This is a genomic window from Bacteroidota bacterium (genome assembly GCA_008933805.1).
Classification (GTDB): Bacteria; Bacteroidota; Bacteroidia; order UBA8524; family UBA8524; genus SB11.
In genome coordinates this window covers 1-24,414 of sequence record WBUH01000018.1, presented here as the reverse complement: position 1 = coordinate 24,414, position 24,414 = coordinate 1, and the positions used below count along the sequence as shown (strand labels likewise).

Annotated in this window: 20 protein-coding genes; 10 read left to right on the top strand and 10 right to left on the bottom strand. The window is 40.5% G+C overall.

What is annotated here, in order from left to right:
• Positions 1-2: 2 nt before the first annotated feature.
• The 3 genes from F9K23_15565 to F9K23_15555 all read right to left on the bottom strand — a co-directional run bounded on the left by F9K23_15565 (position 3) and on the right by F9K23_15555 (position 2,705).
• Positions 3-866, bottom strand: a complete 864-nt coding sequence (locus F9K23_15565) for a tetratricopeptide repeat protein (GenBank protein KAB2913886.1) — start codon at positions 864-866, stop codon at positions 3-5.
• 112 nt (positions 867-978) lie between these two features.
• A complete protein-coding gene (locus F9K23_15560; protein ID KAB2913885.1) occupies positions 979-1,542 on the bottom strand; it encodes a DUF4294 domain-containing protein in 564 nt (187 codons plus the stop codon).
• A gap of 29 nt (positions 1,543-1,571) precedes the next feature.
• Complete coding sequence (locus F9K23_15555) at positions 1,572-2,705, bottom strand: diacylglyceryl transferase (GenBank protein ID KAB2913884.1); 1,134 nt, start codon at positions 2,703-2,705, stop codon at positions 1,572-1,574.
• Between the two features lie 362 nt (positions 2,706-3,067).
• Between F9K23_15555 and F9K23_15550 the strand changes: the two genes are divergently transcribed.
• Both F9K23_15550 and F9K23_15545 read left to right on the top strand, forming a co-directional pair.
• Positions 3,068-4,867, top strand: a complete 1,800-nt coding sequence (locus F9K23_15550) for a T9SS type A sorting domain-containing protein (GenBank protein KAB2913883.1) — start codon at positions 3,068-3,070, stop codon at positions 4,865-4,867.
• Between the two features lie 215 nt (positions 4,868-5,082).
• Positions 5,083-7,284: a sodium:proton antiporter gene (locus F9K23_15545; GenBank protein ID KAB2913882.1), complete on the top strand. Its 2,202-nt coding sequence runs from the start codon at positions 5,083-5,085 to the stop codon at positions 7,282-7,284.
• 42 nt (positions 7,285-7,326) lie between these two features.
• Here F9K23_15545 and F9K23_15540 read toward each other — a convergent pair whose 3' ends face one another.
• Positions 7,327-7,719, bottom strand: coding sequence for a DUF4345 domain-containing protein (locus F9K23_15540; protein ID KAB2913881.1), 393 nt, complete (start codon positions 7,717-7,719; stop codon positions 7,327-7,329).
• Between the two features lie 92 nt (positions 7,720-7,811).
• Here F9K23_15540 and F9K23_15535 point away from each other — a divergent pair, with 92 nt between their 5' ends.
• Genes F9K23_15535 through F9K23_15525 form a run of 3 tightly spaced genes read left to right on the top strand, consistent with a single transcriptional unit; the run spans position 7,812 to position 10,623 of the window.
• A complete protein-coding gene (locus tag F9K23_15535; GenBank protein KAB2913880.1) occupies positions 7,812-8,792 on the top strand; it encodes an AraC family transcriptional regulator in 981 nt (326 codons plus the stop codon).
• A 10-nt stretch (positions 8,793-8,802) separates the two neighbouring features.
• On the top strand, positions 8,803-9,606 hold the full coding sequence (locus tag F9K23_15530) for a CPBP family intramembrane metalloprotease (GenBank protein ID KAB2913879.1): 804 nt from the start codon (positions 8,803-8,805) through the stop codon (positions 9,604-9,606).
• Between the two features lie 42 nt (positions 9,607-9,648).
• Entirely contained in the window at positions 9,649-10,623 is a 975-nt protein-coding gene (locus F9K23_15525) for a DUF3667 domain-containing protein (protein ID KAB2913878.1), read from the top strand.
• Between the two features lie 27 nt (positions 10,624-10,650).
• Here F9K23_15525 and bshB1 read toward each other — a convergent pair whose 3' ends face one another.
• Both bshB1 and F9K23_15515 read right to left on the bottom strand, forming a co-directional pair.
• Positions 10,651-11,367: a bacillithiol biosynthesis deacetylase BshB1 gene (gene bshB1, locus F9K23_15520; protein ID KAB2913877.1), complete on the bottom strand. Its 717-nt coding sequence runs from the start codon at positions 11,365-11,367 to the stop codon at positions 10,651-10,653.
• On the bottom strand, positions 11,367-13,322 hold the full coding sequence (locus F9K23_15515; GenBank protein KAB2913876.1) for a S8 family serine peptidase: 1,956 nt from the start codon (positions 13,320-13,322) through the stop codon (positions 11,367-11,369). The genes bshB1 and F9K23_15515 overlap by 1 nt, the downstream gene beginning before the upstream one ends.
• A gap of 186 nt (positions 13,323-13,508) precedes the next feature.
• On the opposite strand from F9K23_15515, the gene F9K23_15510 reads away from it, so the two are divergent.
• Positions 13,509-14,063 carry a hypothetical protein gene (locus F9K23_15510; protein KAB2913875.1) on the top strand — a complete coding sequence of 185 codons (555 nt, stop codon included), beginning with the start codon at positions 13,509-13,511 and terminating at the stop codon, positions 14,061-14,063.
• 59 nt (positions 14,064-14,122) lie between these two features.
• Here the strand turns inward: F9K23_15510 and F9K23_15505 are convergent, their stop codons facing one another.
• The gene (locus F9K23_15505; GenBank protein ID KAB2913874.1) at positions 14,123-14,887 is read right to left on the bottom strand and encodes a MerR family transcriptional regulator; all 765 of its coding nucleotides are present in this window, start codon (positions 14,885-14,887) and stop codon (positions 14,123-14,125) included.
• 107 nt (positions 14,888-14,994) lie between these two features.
• Here F9K23_15505 and blaOXA point away from each other — a divergent pair, with 107 nt between their 5' ends.
• Entirely contained in the window at positions 14,995-15,822 is an 828-nt protein-coding gene (blaOXA, locus tag F9K23_15500) for a class D beta-lactamase (protein KAB2913873.1), read from the top strand.
• Positions 15,823-16,589: 767 nt separating this feature from the next.
• Here the strand turns inward: blaOXA and F9K23_15495 are convergent.
• The gene (locus tag F9K23_15495; protein KAB2913872.1) at positions 16,590-17,498 is read right to left on the bottom strand and encodes a 3-hydroxybutyryl-CoA dehydrogenase; all 909 of its coding nucleotides are present in this window, start codon (positions 17,496-17,498) and stop codon (positions 16,590-16,592) included.
• 216 nt (positions 17,499-17,714) lie between these two features.
• On the opposite strand from F9K23_15495, the gene gyrA reads away from it, so the two are divergent.
• The 3 genes from gyrA (at position 17,715) to F9K23_15480 (ending at position 22,930) form a co-directional block, all read left to right on the top strand.
• Positions 17,715-20,279: a DNA gyrase subunit A gene (gene gyrA / locus F9K23_15490; protein KAB2913871.1), complete on the top strand. Its 2,565-nt coding sequence runs from the start codon at positions 17,715-17,717 to the stop codon at positions 20,277-20,279.
• A 49-nt stretch (positions 20,280-20,328) separates the two neighbouring features.
• Entirely contained in the window at positions 20,329-21,678 is a 1,350-nt protein-coding gene (locus tag F9K23_15485; protein KAB2913870.1) for a hypothetical protein, read from the top strand.
• Positions 21,679-21,853: 175 nt separating this feature from the next.
• Complete coding sequence (locus F9K23_15480) at positions 21,854-22,930, top strand: diguanylate cyclase (GenBank protein ID KAB2913869.1); 1,077 nt, start codon at positions 21,854-21,856, stop codon at positions 22,928-22,930.
• A gap of 86 nt (positions 22,931-23,016) precedes the next feature.
• Here the strand turns inward: F9K23_15480 and F9K23_15475 are convergent, their stop codons facing one another.
• Both F9K23_15475 and F9K23_15470 read right to left on the bottom strand, forming a co-directional pair.
• Entirely contained in the window at positions 23,017-23,577 is a 561-nt protein-coding gene (locus tag F9K23_15475) for a DUF4256 domain-containing protein (GenBank protein ID KAB2913868.1), read from the bottom strand.
• Entirely contained in the window at positions 23,540-24,226 is a 687-nt protein-coding gene (locus F9K23_15470; GenBank protein ID KAB2913867.1) for a hypothetical protein, read from the bottom strand. Before F9K23_15470 ends, F9K23_15475 begins: the two co-directional genes overlap by 38 nt.
• Positions 24,227-24,414: the final 188 nt, after the last annotated feature.

Here is a 24,414-nt window from a genome sequence, read left to right as displayed (position 1 = left end):
TGTTATTTACCTGTGGCTAATCCCATAGGGATTTTAGGCTCTTCGTATTCGTAATAAGTAAGGTATAGTTTTTTGGTTACCTCAATACCTGTTTCATCAACATAAGTGATGTTATACTCCTCGTCAAATACGTTTCCTGCAAAACCTTTTGGCTTGTAGGGGCAGCAAGCTTGTACACGGCTATATTTAATCGGTTTTTTCTTACTGTCGCGCAAAAGATTCAGATAATCACGCACATTGCCAAAACCTCCCTTTTTTCCTGTGCCCACTTTTATAGGGTTTTTAGCCGTAAAACCATACGTAGCATCGGTACTGGTTTGGGTAAGTTTGGTAATAGTGTTTAGCTTAGGGCGGTTTTTAGCGGTATCGCTGTAGTATTTTCCTTTGTCACCCACGTCTACGCCCATTTCAACCAATTCTAAAAAGTCGCTGGCGGCACTGTCAAACATATTCATGCTTTCATACATGTGCGCTCGGTGGTATAAAGCTTCAGAATTGCTGGCTTCAAACTCAAGCGCATTACTGTAATAGTTTACGGCGGTGTCGTAGTGGGTAAGACGTTTGTAACAGCTTCCGATGGCGTTATAGGCTTTTACATAATCAGGTTTAAACGTAAGCACCAATTTAAAATCGGCCAAGGCTTCGTTATAGTTACCCAGTTTAGATTTTGCAATGCCACGGTTAAACATACTAAAGTAATCGTCGGCTTTCAGGCGGATGGCCATATCAAAATACCCGATGGCCTCTTTATAGTTACCCCGTTGTGCGTATTTCATTCCGTCGTTATAATAGTCCTCAGCACTGCGCTGTGCAAATGCACCAATGCTTAATAGCAGGGCTATTGTGTATAGGGCAGCTCTTTTCATAGATGGCAATTTAAAATTTTAACGAATTTTAAGTACACAATATTTTACCACACAAAATGGGCTTGTGCTGCGAATGAATACAAAGTAATGGGTAAAGGTGAACGGGAGAGGACTACTCTAATTGCAACCCTTTGATGATATGTTCTATCTGATAATCTTCCATCGGGTCGAAGGTGTCTTTCAAATCACCGCCAAAAACCTGTGCTGTAGTGCTCCATAAAAAGGTTTCAAACCCGTTGGTAAAAGCATCCAATATTTCGTAAGCAGTTTTACCTGTCTCGCGATACAGTAGCTTGGTAAGCAAAACACCTCGTGAGCGGGGCATATTCTTTAAGAAGCCTGTAAACTCTTCTTTAAAAGCTTTTTCTGATGCTTTTAGGTACTCTTTACGCTCTTTGCCCTTTAACTGGCGCAGGTTGTCTTCCATCAATTGCAGGCGGAAGGCAGCCATTTTTGCATACGGGAATACTATCTTGATATTGTATATCAGCAGCAAGTATTTTTTCTTGGTTTCAGCGTCATCCAACTCGCTATACGTTACTTCTGAAAACTCATATACGGGTATAGAATCTCCGTCAACATATTCATAACGGATTATCTTTTGTGCATCAGCATCTTTGTTGCTTAACATAAGCAAAGCAAAAGCGGCTATAAACAGTGCGATATGTTTTTTCATAGTGGTAGGTATTGGCCTGTGTATTACACCTATTCAATTTGTGTGCCAGCAGTTTTTGGCTTCACAGGAGTTTTTATGAAATAAAACGCAGCACCTATACCGATAATTATCATTCCGATAGAAATAAATTCGGCTTGAGTGGCTTGCATGCCCATAAAATCAATAACGTTGTTCACACGTATCTGCTCAATTGTAAAACGCTCTATACCTGCAAACACCATGTACAAACAAAAGATGAGTCCGGGCGCTTTCAAACGTTTACGTAAGGCCCAAATAATACCAAACAATACTAAGCCCATGGCTACTTCATACAAAGGTGTTGGGTATACAGGGTCTATCAAGTAAGGAGTATTACTAAAATCACATACCTGCCCCATGCTGTTATCCAAATTAGGGTAGGGGTTGCACTCACGGTTTACGTTGTTAGGATAGTTATATGCCCACAGCCAATCGGGTAAAGCACTCATCCAACCCGGTTTTGGGGCTTTGTTTACAATACCCCAATCGCCGTCGCCTGATACATGGCAGCCCATTCTGCCCATTGCATAGGCTAGCATCATAGCCGCGCCACCCGCATCAATCATGTGTCTCCAGTGAATATCAAACCTGCGTACGTACCACAAAACGCCAATGGCACCGGTTATCAAACTTCCGTAGTAAGTAAGGCCGCTAAAAGAGAGTATCGCGCCCATAGGGTCGGCGTAAAACTCGCTCATGTTTTCAAAGATGTGAAACAGTTTTGCACCCGGTAAACCTGTGATGGCGGCCACAAACGTAATATTACCCATCATTTGATGGGGTAGAAGAGTCTCTTCAACTTGGCGGGCAGTTTTGCCTTTCATTTTCTGTCCCTCGCGGTACACAAAATAGGCGCCCAACGCTCCGGCAGCCAAACCACCCAATAAATTACCCTCGGTAGACAGTAAAAACGCCTGAGGGTTTGAGGTTAATCGGTCGAATGAAAAAATACCCTCAACAATCTTAAAACCGGCAATGAAGTAAAAAATAAAATTCATTGCATAATCGTAGGTTCCGGGGGCTTTATCTACCCATACTTTGCGGGTAAATGAGCGTAAAGTTCCGTTTGCTTCCAGTCGTTTCAGTTCTTTGGTCATTACCCAGTAAGCCGCAAGAAATGAGAAGGCCATGAAAAGCCCGAACATTTGAATGATTTTGAAAAGGGGTATTTCTATCCCAAACCAGTCTTTTACGAGAAAATATAAATTAGGGTACACGTTGTCTAATCTTAAATTTCGGCTAAGATATGGCTTGTTGTGGCTAAGTGCCAAACAGCCGTCAATTTTTTAACAGGAGTTACTGCCAAACGATTGCTTAACCCAAAAATAAGCCATTAATAGCGCTGAATACTACCCAATAGTATATTGATGACCGTTGATTATTATTTTGTATAAGCGTTTGAAAATCAATTAAAAAAACAGCAGATATTCTTTTGGTTTTGTTTTACTTTTCTTAACATTGTATAGCAATTGCTTTTCAAACCACTATCAATCAATTCTATCAATCAATGAAAAAACTAATCTTAATTGCATTGGTGTTAACAGGGTTAACTGCCAAAGCACAGTACTTCCAACACGTTTACGGCCTAAACAATGATGAGTACGGATTAACCGGTGTTAATACAACCGGCCCCATGCCCATCGGTCAGTTTATGACAGGCTTAACACTGTCGTGTTTGCCGGTAAGATCCATTCCTGCAACCTATACCGATATTAACGGTAATGTTCCGGGTGGTCCGTTCTTTAATGAAAACTATGTGCTTACCGACCCCGGAACCGGTGTAATGTTAAATACCATTGGATTTCCGCAACCCTTAGAGCTGCAAACCTGCGCAGGTAGATTGGGTATTGTAGGCGGTTTTAGCAATCACCCTTCTATTCCTGAAAACGGTGTGTTTTTTATGCATTTAGCACCGGGCGGTGGTGTAGGGGCTATATTTACCTTTACCCCTATTGCTGGTTCAGGCTTCATTATCACTGACGTACAAGGAATCGAAAGGTCGATTAATTTCCCCGGCGATTGGTTTGTAACAGGTTCATGCTTAGACCCTGGAGGAAACTCAAAAGTATTTGCTATCAGGTTTAATGAATGTACAGGAGCAATGGTATGGGGACAGATTTATGATATTTTACCTCCAGCTGTGCATGCCTACGGACGTGATATTGCTGAAAACTTAATTCCTGTTTTTGGCCCTCCGGGAGCAGCTATTGTGGGTAAAATAAATACAGTGAATGGTGATGACGATGCCTTTTTATTTCATATTGATGCCAACAATGGCTTTCCAGCACCACACCCTGTAATTATTACCGGTTTCCCTAACTCAAACGAAGAGTGGAGAAGTATTAAAACTGCTCAAGCAGGTATATGGCCTCCGGGCTTTATTTTGGGTGGTTATACCAATATAAACGGTAATTATGATTTCTTGATTACTCGTATGGATCCGCTTATTGGGCCGCTGTTCTTAAATATTTTTGATGTAAGTTTTGCCCCCGGAAATGACAACTATTGCTACGATGTTATGGAGCGCCTTAACTCTGCTTGCCAGTATGAATACTATGCGGTAGGTAATGCACGCAATAGCATTTTTGGTAATGCCGACGTAATGGTGGTGAAAATGGATCCATGGGGTAACGGTGTACCCGGTGGCGAATTTATATACGGCGGAGGCGGTGATGATTTTGGTAATAATTTAGACCAACGCAATTTGGTGCCTTGCGGCCCTCCTCCTCCAAATTTTGACGGTTTATCAATCTTTGGTTCTACAAACAACAGTTTCGCAGTTTTTGGCGGAGCAGATATGTACATGATTAGGGCTTATTATAATGGTATATCAGGCTGTAACGAGGCTTTCTTTAATCCTCTTCAACTTGGCGGTTTGCCTCCAATGCCTCAAATGCCTGTGAACCCGATTATTAATCTTAACCCTAATATGAACATTACTGCCTTCCATTTTAACATGAAGGATCAACCGCTATGTTTTGCACCTGTAATAGGCGGCGGTAGTAATGCCCGTGTTGCACCTAAAGAAGACAAAACTGCCGATGATGCTATGTTAATTATGCCTAATCCAACTGCAGCAGGCTCTAAAGAAGTAACACTGCAAATTGATAGCGACGTAACAGGCGATGCTACAATTGAAATTTATGACTTGCTTGGCAAATTGTATTACAGCAACAAACACACGCTATCAAAAGGTATCAATAAACTGCCTGTTGATATTAGCAGCACAAACATGGCTGCCGGCATGTACAGTGTGAAAGTACTTGGCCAACAACAAAATAAAACGGTAACACTTATTGTAAAATAAACTCTCTACTGTTTTTCCTTTTTCTAATTAGGGCGGCACATTGCCGCCCTTTTTTATGGTTATAAGTGAGGTTTTTTAGGTTTAAGCCGGTTTTAACATACACATTATACTTAAGTAAACTATTAATTATCAATAATTAAAGCGCGGCTTACAACTGATTGTTAATAAACAGGGCAGGGGAAACATTACCGTTTTTGGTATATTGCAGGTAGTTCATGCTACATCTGCCAAACTTAATAACCGATCTTGCCCTTATACTGGGAGCAGCCGGTGCAATAAGTCTTATCTTTAAACGACTTAAACAACCGCTGGTTCTTGGGTACATTATTGCGGGGTTTTTAATAGGTCCCAACTTCTCGCTTTTCCCAACTGTAATTGAAATTGACAACATTAGAACATGGGCCGATATCGGTGTTGTGTTCTTATTGTTTAGCCTTGGCCTTGAGTTTAGTTTTAAAAAACTGATTAAAGTAGGAGGGGTTTCAGCTATTACCGCCTTTATTGAGGTAGGGGCTACTATGCTGATGGGATATTTGCTGGGCAACTTATTAGGATGGAGCGGCATGGACAGTTTGTTTTTAGGCGGGATACTGGCCATAGCTTCCACTACTATCATTATCAGAGCTTTTGACGAGTTGGGTGTAAAAAGTCAAAACTTTACAGGTATCGTACTTGGTGTATTAGTGGTTGAAGATTTGGTGGCTGTAGTGCTTATGGTAATACTCTCTACCGTAGCTATCAGCCAAACTTTTGCAGGCGGTGAAATGGTGGCCTCATTAGTAAAACTGGTATTTTTTCTAACCATTTGGTTTTTGGCAGGTATCTTCTTTATACCCACATTCCTTAAAAAAGCCAAAAGACTGATGAACGATGAAACCATGCTGATTGTATCATTAGCCTTGTGTTTGTTGATGGTGGTATTAGCTACCGCAGTAGGCTTTTCATCAGCATTGGGCGCATTTATCATGGGTTCTATCTTAGCCGAAACGGTTCATGCAGAAAAGATTGAACATTTGGTGAAACCCGTAAAAGACTTGTTCGGGGCAGTGTTCTTTGTGTCAGTAGGTATGCTTATCGACCCTCAAATATTAGTGCAATATGCATTACCCATTGCGGCAGCCACTTTAGTGTTAATTATTGGTAAACCTTTGTTTGTAAGCATTGGGGCACTTATTACCGGTCAGCCGCTAAAAACATCGTTGCAAGCAGGCATGAGCTTGTCGCAAATCGGCGAGTTCTCATTTATTATAGCCACCTTGGGTGTTTCGCTAAAAGTAACCAGCGGTTTTTTATACCCTGTTGCAGTAGCCGTCTCTGTTATCACTGCCTTTACTACACCCTACATGATAAAGCTGTCTTCACCGGTGTATGAGTTTTTTGAAAAACTACTGCCTAAACGTTGGAAAGACAGTCTTGAGAAATACGGTGCCCAAACCCGAACAGTAACTGCTGTAAGCGATTGGCGAAAAATACTTAGAGCCTCAATCTTAAACATTATAATATTTTCAGTGGTTATTACCACTATCATATTACTATCTATACAATACGTAGTTGTAATTTTTGAAGGCTATAAATGGGGAATGGCAATAACAGCTGCCCTTACGTTATTAGTTCTTGCGCCATTTTTATGGGCATTATCATTGCGCCGCACTCTACATGAGGCATACGCACGTGTATGGATACAAAACAAAGGGCCATTGGTCGTTTTGCAACTATTCAGGATAGCGCTATCGGTGTTCTTTATCGGTTTTTTGCTGGATAGGTTGTTTTCGCCCACTACTGCGCTGGTTGCGGGAGCCATTATTGTGATAGTATTATTATTAATGTCAAAAAAGATAGAAGCCTTTTACGGTAAGATAGAGTTACGGTTTTTAAACAACCTGAACGAACGCGAACGTAATAAACCCGCACTTGCCCCGTGGGACACTCACCTTGCTGATTTTGTGATTCCGGCAGGGTATGAGGGTGTGGGTAAAAGCTTGCAAGAACTTTCGTTGCGGGAACGTTTTGGGGTAAATATTGCAAAAATTGAGCGCGACGTGTTTATAATAGTAGCGCCTAGTCGTGATGAAAAACTATATCCCAACGATCATATTTCTGTAATAGGTACGGATGAACAGTTACAGGATTTTAAAGCCGCCATTGAGCCTAAAGACGGTATCATTAATGACTTTTTAGCAGCTAAACAGCAAATTACGCTAAAACAGGTACTAATCAGTAAAGAGTCGGAGTTGATAGGTCAAACTATTCGTGATTCAGGCATCCGCGAACTTACCAAGGGTTTGGTAGTAGGAGTGGAGCGTGATGGCTTGAGAAGCTTAAACCCCGAATCGCATTTTGTGTTTAAAGAAGGTGATATTGTTTGGATGGTAGGCGATGCAAGGCGTTTGCAAGTAATAATCAACGAAAACAGTTAGCGGCCGGGGAATACCCCAAACCGCTAACCAACAACTACATATTTATTCTTGTTTTCTTAGTTTAAACAGTAAAAAGGCTGCAATAGCAAGGCTAATACTTTCTGTAACCAACCATTGTGATACAAAAGCATTAGGAGCACCATCGGCCACAACGCCTGATAAACGGCCTACCACAAAGCCAATGGTGTACAAAGTAACTAGTCCCAATGCTTCACGCCTCATTTTATAGGCTCCCCAAAAACAAAACAACCCAAAAACAAGGTGCATACCACCATACACAGCACGCATTGAGCTAAGTGCGCTGCTATTATTCAATTCAATCCCTACATTAGCTAATACTGCTTGGGGATTGGTAAGGGCTTCAATCCCCACCTTGGCAAAAGCCAATCCCATTAATGCCAAAAAAACGGTAGCTGAAATTTTTATCGCTTTCATAATGTTTATAATTATTTAGCAAAACTACCGTGGCAAAAACAGGCGGCTTGTGGTAAATTACGCCAAAAAACAAACCATTTACGCCAGCATACATGTGGGTTAGTACCAGTGTGATACGTGATATTATTTATGGTTCGGCACGATTCGGTGCCGCCATAAACACCATTTGTGAGCAAGCAGATATTGATAAAGCTTTGCTTGACGATGCTACCGCTATTATTGATTTTGAACAAGCCCAAAAAGTATGGCAGGTGGCAGTGGCAGAATCGGGAGATACGCTTTTGGGGCTGAAAATAGGTATTGAAACCACTACCAGTGTAGTGGGCATGGTGGGGCACTTAATGCAAACCGACCGTACTTTGATAGACGCCTTTAATCATTTGTGCCAATACACTACGGTATTTACTGAGATGTTTGAATACCGCACCGAACTTACTCAAGAGTATTTTATCATTTACCTGAACCCGATACCTTATTGGACAGAGCATTACCCTGATACTGCGCGACAAGCTGCCGACCAAGCAGTGGCGGGTGGCTTAAACGTTTGCCGTTTGTTAACCGGTAAATCAATGAAGCCATTATGGATTGAATTGACTGCGCAGAAAGACGAGGCAGCAACATACGAACGTTTACTGGCTGCCCCTGTGCGGTTTTTACAATCTCAAAACAAAATAGTTTTTGATGCTGCAATAGCGAAATGGCCTGTCTTAAGTTATAACCATGATTTACAGCAATTGCTCATAAACCTTGCTGACGAAGCACTTGAAAAGGCTCAAAACAGCCCCAGTTTTACCCACTTGGTACAAAAAACCATAACAGGCCAGTTTTATAATCAACTGCCAACACTTGAAGAGGTTTCGGCTTATATGAATGTATCACCACGCACATTGCAACGGAAATTGCAGGCCGAGGGTACCGGGTTTTTGAAAATTGCTGAAGGACACCGTAAAGAACTTGCACAACGATTAATAGATACCCGTAAATATACTGTGAACGAGGTGGCCTACATGGTAGGCTATACGGATTCTTCGGTGTTTAGAAGAGCTTACAAACGATGGAACGCCAAACATTAACTCAATACTAATGAAACAACTTCCTTTATTTTTTGCACTCGCTTATTTGCTATCATGGATAATTTGGCTGCCACTTTATTTGCCGGCATTCGGAATAACGGGTTTACCCGTTTTGCCTTACCATCACGGTATTGGCGGCTTAGGGCCTCTTTTAGCAGCATTTATATGTACGTATTACTTTAACAAACAACAAGGCGTTAAGGAACTGGTAAACAGAATGTTTTCAGTCCAAAAATGGCCTTATATAATAGTAGCCTTGTTTGCCCCGTTTGTATTGTTTTGCCTAGCAGCAGGTATCGACTATTTGCAAACAGGTAATCTGGTTGATTTTTCTCAAGTAGGTAAAAACAAAGAGTTTCCTGAACTGAACCTCTTTACTTTTTTAGCCTATAATCTTTTGTTTTTTGGTTTTGGAGAAGAAATAGGATGGAGGGGTTTCGCCCTGCCAAGGTTTCAGCAAAAATACAACGCCCTTGTTTCTGCCACCATACTTACATTGTTTTGGGCTGTTTGGCATTGGCCGGCATTTTTATACCGTCCCGGTTATACCGAAATGGGCATGGCCGGAATTATAGGTTGGGTGCTTAGTTTGTTTACAGGTAGCGTCCTGTTGTCGTGGTTATATAACTCTACAAAAGGCAGGCTGTTGGCTTGTGCTATTTTTCACTCAACCATTGATATTGCATTTACCAGTGGTGCAGTTAATGCAAACATTACTAATATGATGGGAATGCTTATTACTTTTTGGGGAATTGCAACCCTTGTAATATTCGGCTACAAAAAGCTATCGAAACAAGAGAAAAATATTTTGTAACCGCGCATTGAATTTTGCTATTTGTGTTTGATATTGCGTTAAATGTCAGAAACTAACCACAACCACAGTCGACTTAAAGAACGTGAAGAAAAAGTGTGTCTTAATTGCAACGCATCTTTATTCGGTAGGTTTTGTCAAGAGTGCGGTCAGGAAAATATTGAACAAAAAATTCCGATTGGCACTGCACTGTTAGAGTTCTTAAATGCATTTACTTTTTACGATTCTAAGTTCTTTAAAACATTTATCCCGCTTATTATCAAGCCGGGTTTCTTAGTAAATGAACATAACAGCGGGAAACGCACTCAATACCTAACACCTGCTAAAACTTATTTTTTCCTGAGTTTTATCTTCTTTCTGATACTCTTTAGTATAGAGTCTACGCAAGAAGCTGAAATTGTTGCTGTTAGTAGCTCATCAAACACTGACAGTGCTTCCAAAGAGGCTAAGGCTGAACATAAACTATTAGCCATCACAACCGATTCCATTACAACTATTCATAAGTATGATAGTGTTCAAAACTCTCTTCCCGAAGACAAAAGAGACGGTGCAATTAAACGCTGGTATAATACCAAGGCAATAAAGGCGATAGAAAAAATGCAGAATGATCCTACAGCATTAGAAAAAAGCGTCAATAAACAGTTTAATAATAATCTGCCGCAATTAGTTTTTGTTCTTGTTCCTATTGTAGCCTTAATCTTAAAATTGCTATACCTGCGAAAGAAAATTTACCTGGTTGATCATATTACCTTTTCACTAAACATACACGCTTTTGTATTCTTATCGTTTACATTTATGATATTGGTGAGCATTATCTTCGGTTTGGAAGAAAGCACATTCATGGCCATACTGTTTTTGTTGATATTAGTAGTGTATGTGTTTATTGCCGTTAAACGGGTTTACAAACAAAATTGGTTCTACACCTCTTTAAAAACACTGCTGCTAAGTGTTTTATACTGTTTTATCTTTAGCCTTGGAGTATTAGTTAATACCCTGTATTCATTAATTTCAGCGTCTTAATTTTTAAGATAAACCTGAAGTACAGTTTTAGTATAGACTAGTAATATCCTCAACTCCCAAAGGTTTGGTTACCGTAAAGCCTTCGGCATATCGCACGCCTATAAACCTGCCCATATCTAAGCAACGGCCTTCAATTGAATCCAGAAAATGAGGGACAGAAATTGGTGTTTGAGGTTCAGTAGATTCGGGATCGAAAAACTGTGTCTTAAATGCTTTTATCGAAGCTACTTTGGTTTCGTAATACGGGGTAATGTCCACCACTACATCCGGTTTATATAAAAAGTCTTGTATGTAGCGTAATACTGTTTTAGGTCTCCAAGGGGCTTGCTTTTCGCCATTATTAACGGTTTCAATTTTTGCCAACCCTGAGATAAAACACGACGAAACCACCAAGTCCCCGCCGCGTCCATGGTCGGTATGACGGTCGCTCACAGCATTGCACAAAACAATATCAGGGCGGTATTTGCGCAACATCTCTACAATCTTTAATTGATGTTCGCCATCGTTGGCAAAAAAGCCGTCCTTCATGCCCAAATTTTCACGGGCAACAACTCCCAGTATTTTTGCTGATTCAGCAGCCTCTTGCAGCCTTCCTTCAGGGGTTCCTCGCGTGCCTAACTCTCCTTTAGTAAGATCAACTATTGCAACTTTTTTGCCCATTGCTACGTGTTTTGCAACCGTGCCCGAACAGGCGAGCTCAACATCATCAGGGTGTGCGGCAAAGGCCAGAATATCAACTTTCATCAATTCTTACAAATTTTAAGGGTAGTGGTGCCTTGCAGGCTTTCAATTTTCAGCAAATATACACCTGTAGCCCATCCTTCCGCATCAATTTGTAATTGCGTATCTGTAGTACGCTTTTCAAAAATCTTTCTACCTTCAATAGTTGTTATTTCGCAATTAACTATTTGATTATCAGTGTTTTTAAAATCAATGTAAAACTTGTTTTTTGTAGGATTAGGGTACACCAATACCCCATTGCTTGCTAAAACTTTACCTGTTGATGTAGTCCCTTTCACCGCTTGTAAAGCCGACAATGCATCTACTTTGCCCCAGCCGTAAACATTGTTAGGGGTAGTTCCGGTGGCGGTATCACTTGCTGCCGTATTGTGCAAAATGGTTCGTATTTGTTCGTTAGTAAGTGATGGGTTTATTTGCAGCATTAGTGCTACAATACCGGCAACCTGTGGTGCGGCCATTGAAGTGCCCCCCATACCACCGTAATAGTTAGTATCGTTGCCAATAATGCTAATGTAAGTGCTGCTGGTGGTATCAAACGCATAGCGGTTTAGCGCTGATGAAATCATAATACCGGGTGCAACCACATCAGGCTTTATGCGGCCATCTACAGTAGGGCCTTGACTTGAAAAGTTTGCCAAATAACCGGGCAGGGCATAGGTAGAGTGAATATTGGCCCAGGCATCCGTCCATATAAACGAGGTAGCATACGCCCCCACACTAATAATTCCTTTTGCAGTTCCTCCGTTTTCACCTACTATATAATCATTATCACCCATTTTCATGTTTGAGAATGGTTGGTAGCCTCTAACCATACTATCAAACTCTCCTGAAGTCCACCTATCAACCCCTCCTGAATTCCAACCGTGTAAAACTGCATTGGCCGAAGTGAAACGAGCTACCACATAATTAGTATTAGGGTGGTTGTTGTATGCTTTAACAAGTATGTTTGATTTTCCGTTTAACGGTGATGCAGCGATACATTCAAAAATTGCTGACAATGTATCGGTTCCGTTTGTAAACATTGCTTCTGAATAGCTATTAGAACTGCTGCTCACAAAGGGTAAATAGCCTAATAAGTTACCCAAGGTATCAAACAGGTTTAATTGAATTGAAAACTCGCTGCCGGCATTCGCCCAAAAATCAGCGTAAATACTTTCGTAGGTTGCATCGCGTTTAATGGCTTCACCTATCCAAGCAGATACAGTATCGCCTGTAAAAGTATGTCCAAAGTGCATATTGCGACCTCTTTCGTTACCGGCTGCACCCACAATTACTTTGCCTTTGCCTATCAACCCATCAACAGCTTGGTCAAACAACGAAGTTCCGTCGTGCGGACCCGTGTGCATTCCCCAACTAAGGTTAATCACCGCAGGTTTTCCAACCGAATCTGCATACTTAAAAATGTATTCAAAAGCATCAATAATAGCAGGGTTAGCTACTAAATAATCTCCCCTTGCTCCTGAAGGGATGGTGTCGTTACTATACTTAATCTGTACAAATACCAACTCTGCATCGGGAGCATTGCCAGCTTGGTTGTAGTTGGGCGTGCCGTAACCAGAACCAGCCGCAATACCTGCCACATGGGTGCCGTGGGTGCCATCGTAGTTTTTATAATCTATTTTGGTAACATCGGTATATAAAGTTCCGTATGAATAGCCCTGTGGCGGTGTGCCCAAACTTATTGTTTGATCCCAAAAACGAACAACACGGTTTTTAGTACCCATTTTATCTAAAAACGCGGGATGATTTAGCTGAAAACCCACATCAACAATACCCACAATTACCCCTTTACCCGTAACCGCCTGCTGAAAACCGTAGGTTGTATAATCGTTGTGCAGGGGCGAAACCCTATTAACTTTTAGCGATAACGAATCGGTAACCCGTTTTGGCTGGGCAATGGCTAGTGTTGCGCTAAAAACGGACAGTAAAAGCAAAAAGGCTTTTTGGGTGGTTTTCATATAATAGGTAGACGGATGTAATACTAAATTGGTGAGAATGAACAATTGCAATGTTAAGAAAAAAGAAGGTAGAGGGTACAATCTTAATCGACAGATGGTAACGTAAACAAAAATGAACAGCCTATTTGTATTGCCATTTGCACCTTTGCCCGCAAATGGTTTATTTTGCAATCGTATTCTATACTTATGAAAAAGAACCTTACTGTTGTAATAGCACTTGTAGTAGCCGGCGTACTTGGCCGCTTAATACCACATTGGCCTAATTTTACTCCTGTGTTGGCAGCCGCTTTATTCTCGGGTGTTTATATCAAAGATAAAAAATGGGCGTTTTTGGTGCCTGTGGCTACCATGATTATCAGCGACTTATTTTTAGGTTTTCACCCCACCATGCTGTTTGTATATGTATCAATGGCAATTATCGTATGGATGGGCACTATGATTAAGAAACCTGCTGTAGGCAACGTATTGCTTGCATCGGTAGCAAGTTCAGTATTGTTTTTCATCGTTACTAACTTTGGCAGCTGGGCTGCTGACGCTTACGGTTTGTATGCCGATGATTTCAGCGGCTTAATAGCCAGCTACACTGCGGCTTTGCCTTTTGCTGCTAACCAAATTTTACCCGGTCCTGTATCGTTTGCTACTAACGGGCTCTATTCTGATTTGATTTACAACGGTGTTTTGTTTGGCGGATATGCACTTGCTAAACAATACGTACCTGCATTAAAGCTGCAAACAGCTTAATTATATTTGGTGTAAAAGAGATTTAAAAAGCCCGCAAAAGCGGGCTTTTTTATTGCTATTTATGCAAGTCTGGTATCAGCATAGTAACTGATTGCATCACTTAAGAATTGGTTAAAACCCTCGGCAATCCCTGCGTAAAACCTGCTATCTTCAACATACAATGCGGCAAGACCTTTATATGCTTGTGGTATGTTTTCTTTAGCAACAGCTCCGCCCCACATTTGCAAAATGTGTTCGTAGTGTCGGTCTATTTGCTGTTGCACGGCATCTTCATTGGGGGTAAGGTGCATCAACTTTGCAATTGACAATGCAATCTCTTCGCCTTCCGCTTTTAGTGCTTTCAACTGCTCTTTACTCAATTTACGCAGGTTATTTTCCGAGGTCTCAACGGTTTCTTTCCCGTATTTATCCATAGCCTCCAATCTCATACTTTCAGCCTGTTCTTTGGTAAAGCCTGCATATAGCTCCTCATTTGTCCTCATAGTTTGTTCTCCTTTTAATGTTAAAATGGTTTTGTCAATGGTGGTCAACAAAATGTCCAGTCGGGTCTTTCGTTCCATAATAGCTTTGCGGTGGCCTTGCAATGCCGTCAGGTAATCAAACGTTGGATCGTCTAATAACTCCTTTACATCCCGCAACGGAAAATCAAGCTCCTTATAAAAGAGTATCTGTTGCAACCGTATCAACTCTTTTTGCCCGTAAACCCTGTACCCCGCGTCGGTACGTTCTTTGGGCGTAAGAAGTCCCAATTCATCGTAGTGGTGAAGCGTGCGCACACTTACCCCTGCCATTTTTGAAAGTTGTTTAACCGAGTACCGTTCCATTGTGTTGCCGTAATTCAATCACAAACTTAGACCACCACGTAACGTTAGAGTCAAGAAAAATTTTTAGTTTTTTTAAATCAAATACTCCCGTGAACTATATTTATAGTATGAAACCTTACTGTTTACTATTTGTTTCGGCACTACTATTTGCAGCCTGTAAACCCAACTCTGGTATACAAAACCAAACCCCGGTTGCATCAAAAACTATTGATACGGTAATTGTTGACTCGTGGAAGAAGTTTTACGACAGTATAGGCATACAAGGTTGTTTTGTGTTGTACAGCCCAACTGATAGTACCGTTAGGGTTTTTAACCCGGAGAGAGCCGCGACAAGATACACACCGGCATCAACCTTTAAGATTTTCAACTCACTGGTAGCACTGGAAACCGGTGTGATAAAAGATACAAATGAAATTATTAAGTGGGACGGTGAAAAGCGAGGGAATGAAAACTGGAACAAAGACATGAACTTGAAAGAAGCCTTTAGGGTTTCGTGTGTGCCCTGTTACCAAGAGTTGGCCCGAAGAGCAGGGCAGACCCGTATGCAACATTGGCTTGACACTGTAGGCTATGGCAACAAGGTAACAACCCCGAATATTGATGATTTTTGGTTAGAAAAAGGACTAGAAATCAGCCCCTATGAACAAATTGCTTTTTTAGAACGATTGTATAACAATGCTTTGCCGTTTAGTAGCAAAACAATGAACACGGTTAAAGAAGTGATGTTGGTACAAAACGTTCCTTATACAATGCGCGCAAAAACCGGTTGGGGGTTGCGGGTAGAAAACAGCACCGGATGGTATGTAGGCTGGGTAGAGAAAGACGGAAAGCCCTACTTTTTTGCCAACAACATTGAGTTTAGCAAAGACAATCTTGTTCATTCACGAATTGAAATCAGCCTGGCAATACTTCGTGCCGAAGGCATCATAAAATAGCAGCAAGCTCAATTCTTTTTAAGATACTCTAAACGCCGCTGTTCACAAGGGGTTATGTTCTCATGCCCAATAAATACGAGGTTTATAACCTTTGTTACAATAACTACGGGCATTTCACGTGCGTTAACCTCTGCTTAAAATAGAAAAAAACACATCATAATTGATGAAAATCATGTTTTTTATGTTGTAAAAACAGTACTAAATGCCTCTAAACTTTGCCAGCCTCTACAATTTTTTACAATGTAACAAAGCAAGCATCACTGACTATAGAATTAACCGTAGGGGATGAAAGGATTAAATCGTAACTGACTGATATACAAAAAACAAGCCGCTCCCGGAGTAATTGGAGCGGCTATAGGCTTAAGGTAGGATTGATGGGATATTAAACTCTCTTTCCTTTTTCTACAGCCAAATTACAAAAAAAATTAACAATACATACAATAAAATGACATTTATTTTTTATAAAAACATAATTCATTGATTAACAATGTATATAATACTAAATACAAAATCATTCTAAACAACAAAAAAAGAAAGTTAAAGACACCTCTATTCAAAAAAACCTCGTTTATTTAAGTTATATTTATAACAATCCGTGGGAGTTGGATGTAGCAGAGAAGTTGCAATCAGTAATAAATCAACGAGTTACTATTGCGGATAGGGGAGTAGCGATTGAAAGCACTTGTATAGAGTGTTTACTGAAGCTATACAAACAAAAAAGCCGCCTTGAGTTAACAAGACGGCTTATATCATACCAGAGTATTGTTTTAAGCTGTTTGTGTTTGGTTTACAGCAAAACGAGGTGCTACGACCAACTCTTTACCTCCGTGGCTGTAATCATAAAAGCCGCGACCCGATTTTACGCCAAGGTTCTTAGCTGTTACCATGTTCACCAACAATGGGCAAGGTGCATATTTAGGATTTCCAAAACCTTCGTACATTACCTCAAGTATTGCTTTGCAAACATCCAAACCAATAAAATCAGCCAACTGCAATGGTCCCATTGGATGTGCCATACCCAGTTTCATTACAGTGTCTATCTCTTCAACCCCTGCAACACCTTCATATAATGAATAGATAGCCTCGTTTATCATCGGCATCAAAATACGGTTTGCAATAAACCCGGGATAGTCGTTTACCAACGTAGGTATTTTACCAATCTCTTTTGATAGAGACATAATGGTATTGGTAACTTCTTTTTCAGTATCGTAACCTGCTATTACTTCAACAAGCTTCATCACAGGTACCGGATTCATAAAGTGCATACCGATTACTTTACCGGGGCGGGTGGTAACGGCTGCTATACGGGTAATTGAAATTGAAGATGTATTGCTGGCAAGAATAGCATTTGCAGGGGCTACTTTATCTAGCTCTTTAAAGATTGACGTTTTGATATCAAAGTTTTCAGAAGCAGCCTCAACTACCAAATCAGCATTGGCTGCACCTGATGAAAGTTGGGTATGCGTGGTTATATTGGCTAATGTTGCAGCTTTTTGTTCTTCAGTTATCAAGCCTTTGGCAACCTGCCTGTCAAGATTCTTGCCTATAGTTGCAGTTGCACGTTGCAATGCAGCTTCGTTAACATCTACAAGTGATACATTAAAGTTGTTTTGGGCAAAAACGTGTGCAATACCATTGCCCATTGTGCCCGAACCTATTACGGTAATATTTTTCATATATATAATATAGTATGATGATTTTGCGCAAAACTACCACTTTTTTAAGTGCGGGCAACACTCCTGTAAAATTGTACAGCAACCACTTAAGCAGGCAATCTTTAGCACCAATACAACCCATTCTTGCAGTGTTAGTGTTTTCCACATCACTTGTGGGCATTCTTTTGCGTTAACAAAAGGTAAAATGAACTATTTTAGCGGCTTCGTTAAAGTATTATGGCAGAGGAGAACAACCTGAACGACGAGTTGGGAGAAAAAATAATCCCCATTAACATTGAAGATGAAATGAAGACCGCATACATCGATTATTCGATGTCGGTAATTGTTTCACGCGCACTACCTGATGTGCGCGACGGTTTAAAGCCCGTACACCGCAGGGTATTGTACGGTATGACCGAGCTTGGCTTAGGTAGTGGCCGTCCGTATAAAAAATCAGCACGTATAGTAGGAGAGGTATTGGGTAAGTATCACCCGCACGGAGACGGTAGCGTTTACGATGCAATGGTGCGTATGGCCCAGCCTTGGAGCATGCGCTATATGTTGGTTGACGGACAGGGTAACTTTGGTTCTATTGACGGTGACCCACCGGCAGCAATGCGTTATACCGAAGCGCGTTTGAGAAAACTGGCAGAGGAAATGATGACGGATATTGATAAAAATACCGTTGACTTTACTCCCAACTTTGACGACTCTTTGGAAGAGCCATCAGTGATGCCCGCTAAAATCCCTAACCTTTTGGTGAACGGTGCAAGCGGTATTGCAGTAGGTATGGCCACAAACATGGCTCCTCACAACCTTACTGAGGCTATTAATGCTACTATAGCTTACATAGATAACCGCGACATTGAGATAAGCGAACTGATGACCCATATTAAAGGTCCCGATTTTCCAACCGGGGGTACTATATATGGTATGAACGGTATTAAAGATGCCTTTGAAACAGGTCGCGGACGTATTGTTATCCGTGGTAAAGCCCACTTTGATACTACCAGAACCGGTAAAGACCAGATTGTAATTACAGAAATACCTTTTATGACCCAACCCAACCAGCTTATTGTAAAAGCGGTGGATTTGGTAAATGAAAAGGTAATAGAAGGCATATCGGATGTAAGGGATGAGAGTGACCGTGACGGTTTGCGCATCGTTTTTGACTTAAAAAAAGATGCTATTCCTAATATCATCCTAAACCAACTTTATAAATACACACAACTTCAAAGCTCATTTAGCGTAAACAACATTGCCCTTGTAAAAGGTCGCCCGATGTTGCTGAACCTGAAAGACCTTATTAAGCATTACGTTGAACACCGCCACGAGGTAGTTGTTCGTCGTACTCAGTATGAGTTGGATGAAGCAAGAAAACGTGCCCATATTTTAGAAGGCTTGTTGATTGCTCTTGACCACTTGGACGAGGTAATTGCGTTGATTCGCGGTTCTAAAACGCCCGATGAAGCCCGTGAGGGATTGATGGAAAAATTCCAGTTGAGCGAAATACAATCGCGTGCCATTTTGGATATGCGTTTGCAACGTTTGACAGGTCTTGAGCGTGATAAAATACGCGAAGAATATGCTGAAATAATGAAGTTGATTGATTATTTAAACAGCATATTGGCCGATGAAGGTTTGCGTATGCAAATCATTAAAGATGAATTGACTGAAATGCGCGATAAGTATGGCGATGAACGCCGTACAGATATTGTACCCGCATCTGATGATATAAGCATTGAAGATATGATACCTAATGAGCAGGTGGTACTAACCATTAGCCACATGGGTTACATTAAACGTACAGTGCTTACTGAGTTTAGGGTACAAAACAGGGGAGGGCGCGGTAATAAAGGCGCTGCCAACCGCGACGAGGATTTCATTGAGCATTTGTTTGTAGCAACTACGCACAACTATATGTTGTTCTTCACCGAAAAAGGTAAGTGCTACTGGCTGAAAGTGTATGAAATACCCGAAGCAGGCCGTGCTGCAAAAGGCCGTGCAATACAAAACCTTATTAACATTGAACCCGATGATAAGGTAAAAGCCTTTATAACGGTAGAGAACCTGAAAGATGAAGAGTATTTGCAAAACAACTTCATCATCATGTGCACCCAAAAAGGTATTATCAAAAAAACCACCCTTGAGGCATATTCACGCCCACGCCAAAACGGTATTAACGCTATTACCGTTAGAGAAGGAGATATACTGCTTGAAGCCCTGTTGACTGATGGTAAATCAGAGATAATTATGGCTAAACACAGCGGTAAGGCAATCCGTTTCAACGAGAGTCTTGTGCGCCCTATGGGTCGTACTGCCAGCGGTGTTACCGGTGTGAAACTTGAGAACGCCAACGATGAAGTGATTGGCATGATAAGTGTAAATCCTACTAATACAGACACTACAATAATGGTGGTATCTGAAAAAGGTTACGGAAAACGTACCGACTTAGAGGATTACCGTATTACAGGAAGGGGGGGAAAGGGTGTAAAAACTCTTAACATCACTGAAAAAACAGGCAACCTTATCGGTATAAAAGACGTTACTGATGAAAACGACTTAATGATTATTCTAAAATCGGGCATGGCAATTCGTATGCACGTTGCAGATTTAAGGGTAATGGGCCGCGCCACACAAGGGGTGAGGTTGATTAAGATGAGTGATAAAGACGAAATTGCTTCGATAGCCAAAGTAGAAAGGGATGAGGACGAAGAAGAATTGAACGGCGAAGAAGGAATGAACGGAGAAAATAGTACACCAACCGATAATACAGATAACACTGAAAATACCCCCGAATAGTATATTGCGGGCAGTTTTTTGATATAGTTTCAACACACACTAATAATTTATGATGAAAAAAAGAGTAGTTCTAACACTTGTTACCGCGCTGATATCAGTAGGGGCTTTTGCTCAGAATTATAAAATTACAGATGCAGAAATATCTTTAACTAACGGTAACCTTGAAACCGCGAAAGAAGATATTGACGTGGCAGCTTCAAACCCCAAAACAGCAAACAGTCCATGGATGTGGAAAGTGAGAGGGGATGTTTATTACAACATTTCGGTAGATTCTTTATATACCCATTTGGCTCCAGAAGCAGCTTCTGTTTCACTTCAAAGCTATATCAGCAGTGTTGAAGCCGATAAATTAGAGAAAAAACAAAAATACACTGAAGATGCCCTTAAAGGGCTTCGTCAAGCCAGTGTTTCTGCATATTACAGGGCATACGCACACTATCAAGAAAGCAATTTTAACAAAGCACTTGAATATTATGAGCTATTGCTTAAAGCTTATGATACCGATGCTGAAGGAGGTGTAGCCAAAACATTGCAACAAGCCAAAAACGATATCGTTCAATACTGTGCAAACCTTGCTATTAAAATGAATGACAAGGTACAAGCTAAGAAGTTTTTGAACATGATGATTGATGATCCTAAGTACCTTAGTGCCAATGCATACCTTCAAATGTCAAGTATGATGATGGAAGACGGAGATACCACCGGTGCGTTGGCTATTGTTGACAAAGGCCGTAAGAAAATACCCGATAACAAAGACCTTTTTAACCAAGAGATTGCTATTTACTCACAATTGGGTAAAACCAACATATTGGTTGAAAAACTATCAGAAGTGATAGAAGCAGAGCCTAACAACATTTTGTACCGCTACTACAGGGGTACCATTGTTAGCGATATGGCTTCTAAAATTATGGAGGGTGGTCCTGCTTTTTCTGATTCTGCCAGTGCTTCACGGCGTAAATTACGTTTATCTAAAACGCCTGCCGATAAGAAGAAGTATCAAACTGAAATGGATGCCTTTATTAAAACAAGGGATAGCATCTATACACTAGCAATGGCTCAATTTGACTTGGCAGAGAAAGACTTTAACGAAGCTTTGTTGATTGATCCTAACTATTTTGATGCGTTGTTTAACCTTGGTGTATTGCACTTTAACAAAAACAAAGTGCTAGTTGACAAATACAACTACTTGGATTTGAACACACCCGGTGCAAACGAAGAATCTAAAAAGTTGGAAGACGCCATGAAAGCCGGTTACGAAAAAGCTCTTGAGCAATTGCTTAAAGCTTATGAAGTTCAAAGTACCGACCAAGGCGTATTGCTTGCTTTGCAACAAACTTACTCACAGCTGGGTAACAAAGAGCGTTCAGAAGAGTTCCGTAAACTAAGAACAGGAGAGTAATCCTAAATATATTGAAAAGGGCTTCGTGCCCTTTTTATTTGAAACAACTATTTAACATAATATAAATTATAGAATATAAATACAGCCGCACATACAAAGCCAACCTATGCTTGAAATATTTGCTTAATTTTATCGCACACATACATGTGTTGTGCGCCATATTACAAAACCCGAAATGAACAAAAGAATAAAATTGATTTTCTTACTACTCATATTGACACTGAACTTTTCATGTTTTGAAAAGAAGTCAACAGCAAAAGAAACAAACAAGCTAGAATCGGCAACGACTTCAAAAACCGACACCTTGAAATTTACTTCGGGAATACGTGCTATCTTTCAAGACAGCAAAGGCAATTATTGGCTTGGCAGTCATAATGAAGGCGTAAGCTTTTACAATGGGAAATCTTTTGAATACTTTACAACCAATGAAGGTTTATCCGACAATCAAATCCGTTCAATTCAAGAAGACAAGAATGGGAAAATTTGGTTTGGAACGGCAAAAGGCGTAAGCGTGTACGACAAGGGAAAGTTTACTAATTATACGACAATAACCAACGAGCCAGTATTTGATTGGAATAAAACCAATGGGGATTTATGGTTTTATGCAAGTGCAGAAGATGGAATAAACCGTTTTGACGGAATGAATATGAACTATCTAATTTTCCCAAAACCTAAAATTCCTAGTCCTGATAAATCTTATGGTGTTACGGGTATCTCAAAAGATAAAGACGGTAAAGTTTGGATTGCAACTTATTCAGCATTGTTTAATTACGATGGTAAAATGATAAATGTGCTAGACAATAAAAATCTGAAACTTAAAGACGATGAGGTTTTACACATAAGAAGCGTATTAGCAGATTCAAAAGGTCGACTTTGGATAGGAAACAACGGAATTGGGGTACTACTTAAAAAAGGAGATTCTATAACTCACTTCTCGAAAGAACAAGGGAAACTAATTCCAATGGATGAGTTTAAAGCGAACGCTCAAAGTAAGCAGTTTGTTAAAAACACAGTACTACAAGCTGTTTTTGCCATTATGGAAGATAGTCAAGGAAATATTTGGTTTGGAGATAGAGATTCTGGAGCATGGAAATATGACGGCAAAACACTAACAAACTATAGTATTGACAGAAAATTAAACTCGCAAATGATTTGGTGCATTTACGAAGACCAAAACAAAAACTTACTTTTTGGGATGGCTGAAGGTGGCGTTTATAAATTTAACGGAAAATCGTTTGATAAGTGGCATTAAAGTATAACGACATATACTTCAATATTTGGAAGCGAACTTGAAGTTGATGCGGAATATTGAAAATTTTAAACTGTACGTGTAGAGATTTACACTTTTAGCATTCCACGAAATCCACGGGCTGCGTAATACGATTCGGCACCGTTGTGATACGTAAAAACATGGTTGTATCTGCAATCGCAAAAAATTGCTCCGCCAAGTTTACGGATTGCAGCCGGAGTTTGTACCCAGCTGGATGTTTTTAAATCAAACTTGCCCAACTGCTGCAATTGTTTGTATTGTTCTTCGGTAAGTACTTCTATACCCATTTCGGCGGCCATGTTTATAGCACTGTTGCCGGGCTTGTGCTCCTTACGTGCGTTTAACGCTTCATGATCGTAGCAAATACTTCTACGTCCCTTGGGACTTTCGGCCGAGCAATCCATAAAAATGTACTCGTTGGTCTGTTTAACATAATCTACCACGTCGGGTTCTCCACCGCTGATTTCCATTTCATTCAACGACCACAACTTCTCTACATTAGCCTCCAATTTTGCGTGGATATTCGCCCATGAAAGCCCTTTATGTCTATTCATGTTTTTATCGAAGCGAAGCTTCAAAACTTCCAATAAATCAACGAAATGTGCCACGGAAATAGCTTTCTTTTTCATTGCTAAAAATATGTTCTTGTGTTAACGTTGATGTATTTTTTACTATCTCGCAAACCGCTGCGTCTAACTCGCTCACAACAAAATCAAGCTGTAAAATCAGTTCTATATTGTCAGGGTCTTGCGGGTTGTCTTTGTTAATTAAATTAACTACCCCAAGTATGTTTGCAATGGGTTTTCTTACTATGTGCGATTGCAGAAAGGCAATTTCGGTAAGTTGTTCATTTTTAAGGCGCAATTGCTCTTCCGATTTTTTACGAAGTTCAAGTTCTGTTTTAGCTTCATTTAGTGCCTTCACCAATTCCTTAACGGCCAAATACTGTAAAAAACAAATCAGGATTACATTGATGGTGTTAAATATCCAGTAAATCATCGGTGTTTTGCCAATAGGTTCTGTAAGCGGCAACAGTGAATAATATTCAGCAAACACTAAGCCCAAACCGCCCAATGTGGAGGTTATCCCGAAAAACCATACTGCTTTGCGACCCAATGTTAATCCGGCAACCATTACCACAACAGGTAGTATTATCATTCCGTGTGCACGCATACCGCCACCCGTCCACGAAGACCCAAAAATTAGAAGCAACAGAAAAACCACATAAACTAATGAGCTAAGGTAAATATACCCTCTTCTTGCCGGTTGATAGGCCAAAAAACCGGAAGCGTAAATTGATAGCAAAATTAAAAAATAACGAGAAGTGTTATGAGGCTGAACAAACATGTTTGTGATTAACGAAACCGTTTGCATAGCACTAATGCATAGAATTATGTTTATCAGAACTGATTTTTTCCGAAGTGCTTCAGCAAGCTCGTTTGTTGTTTAAATATAATGTATTAAGT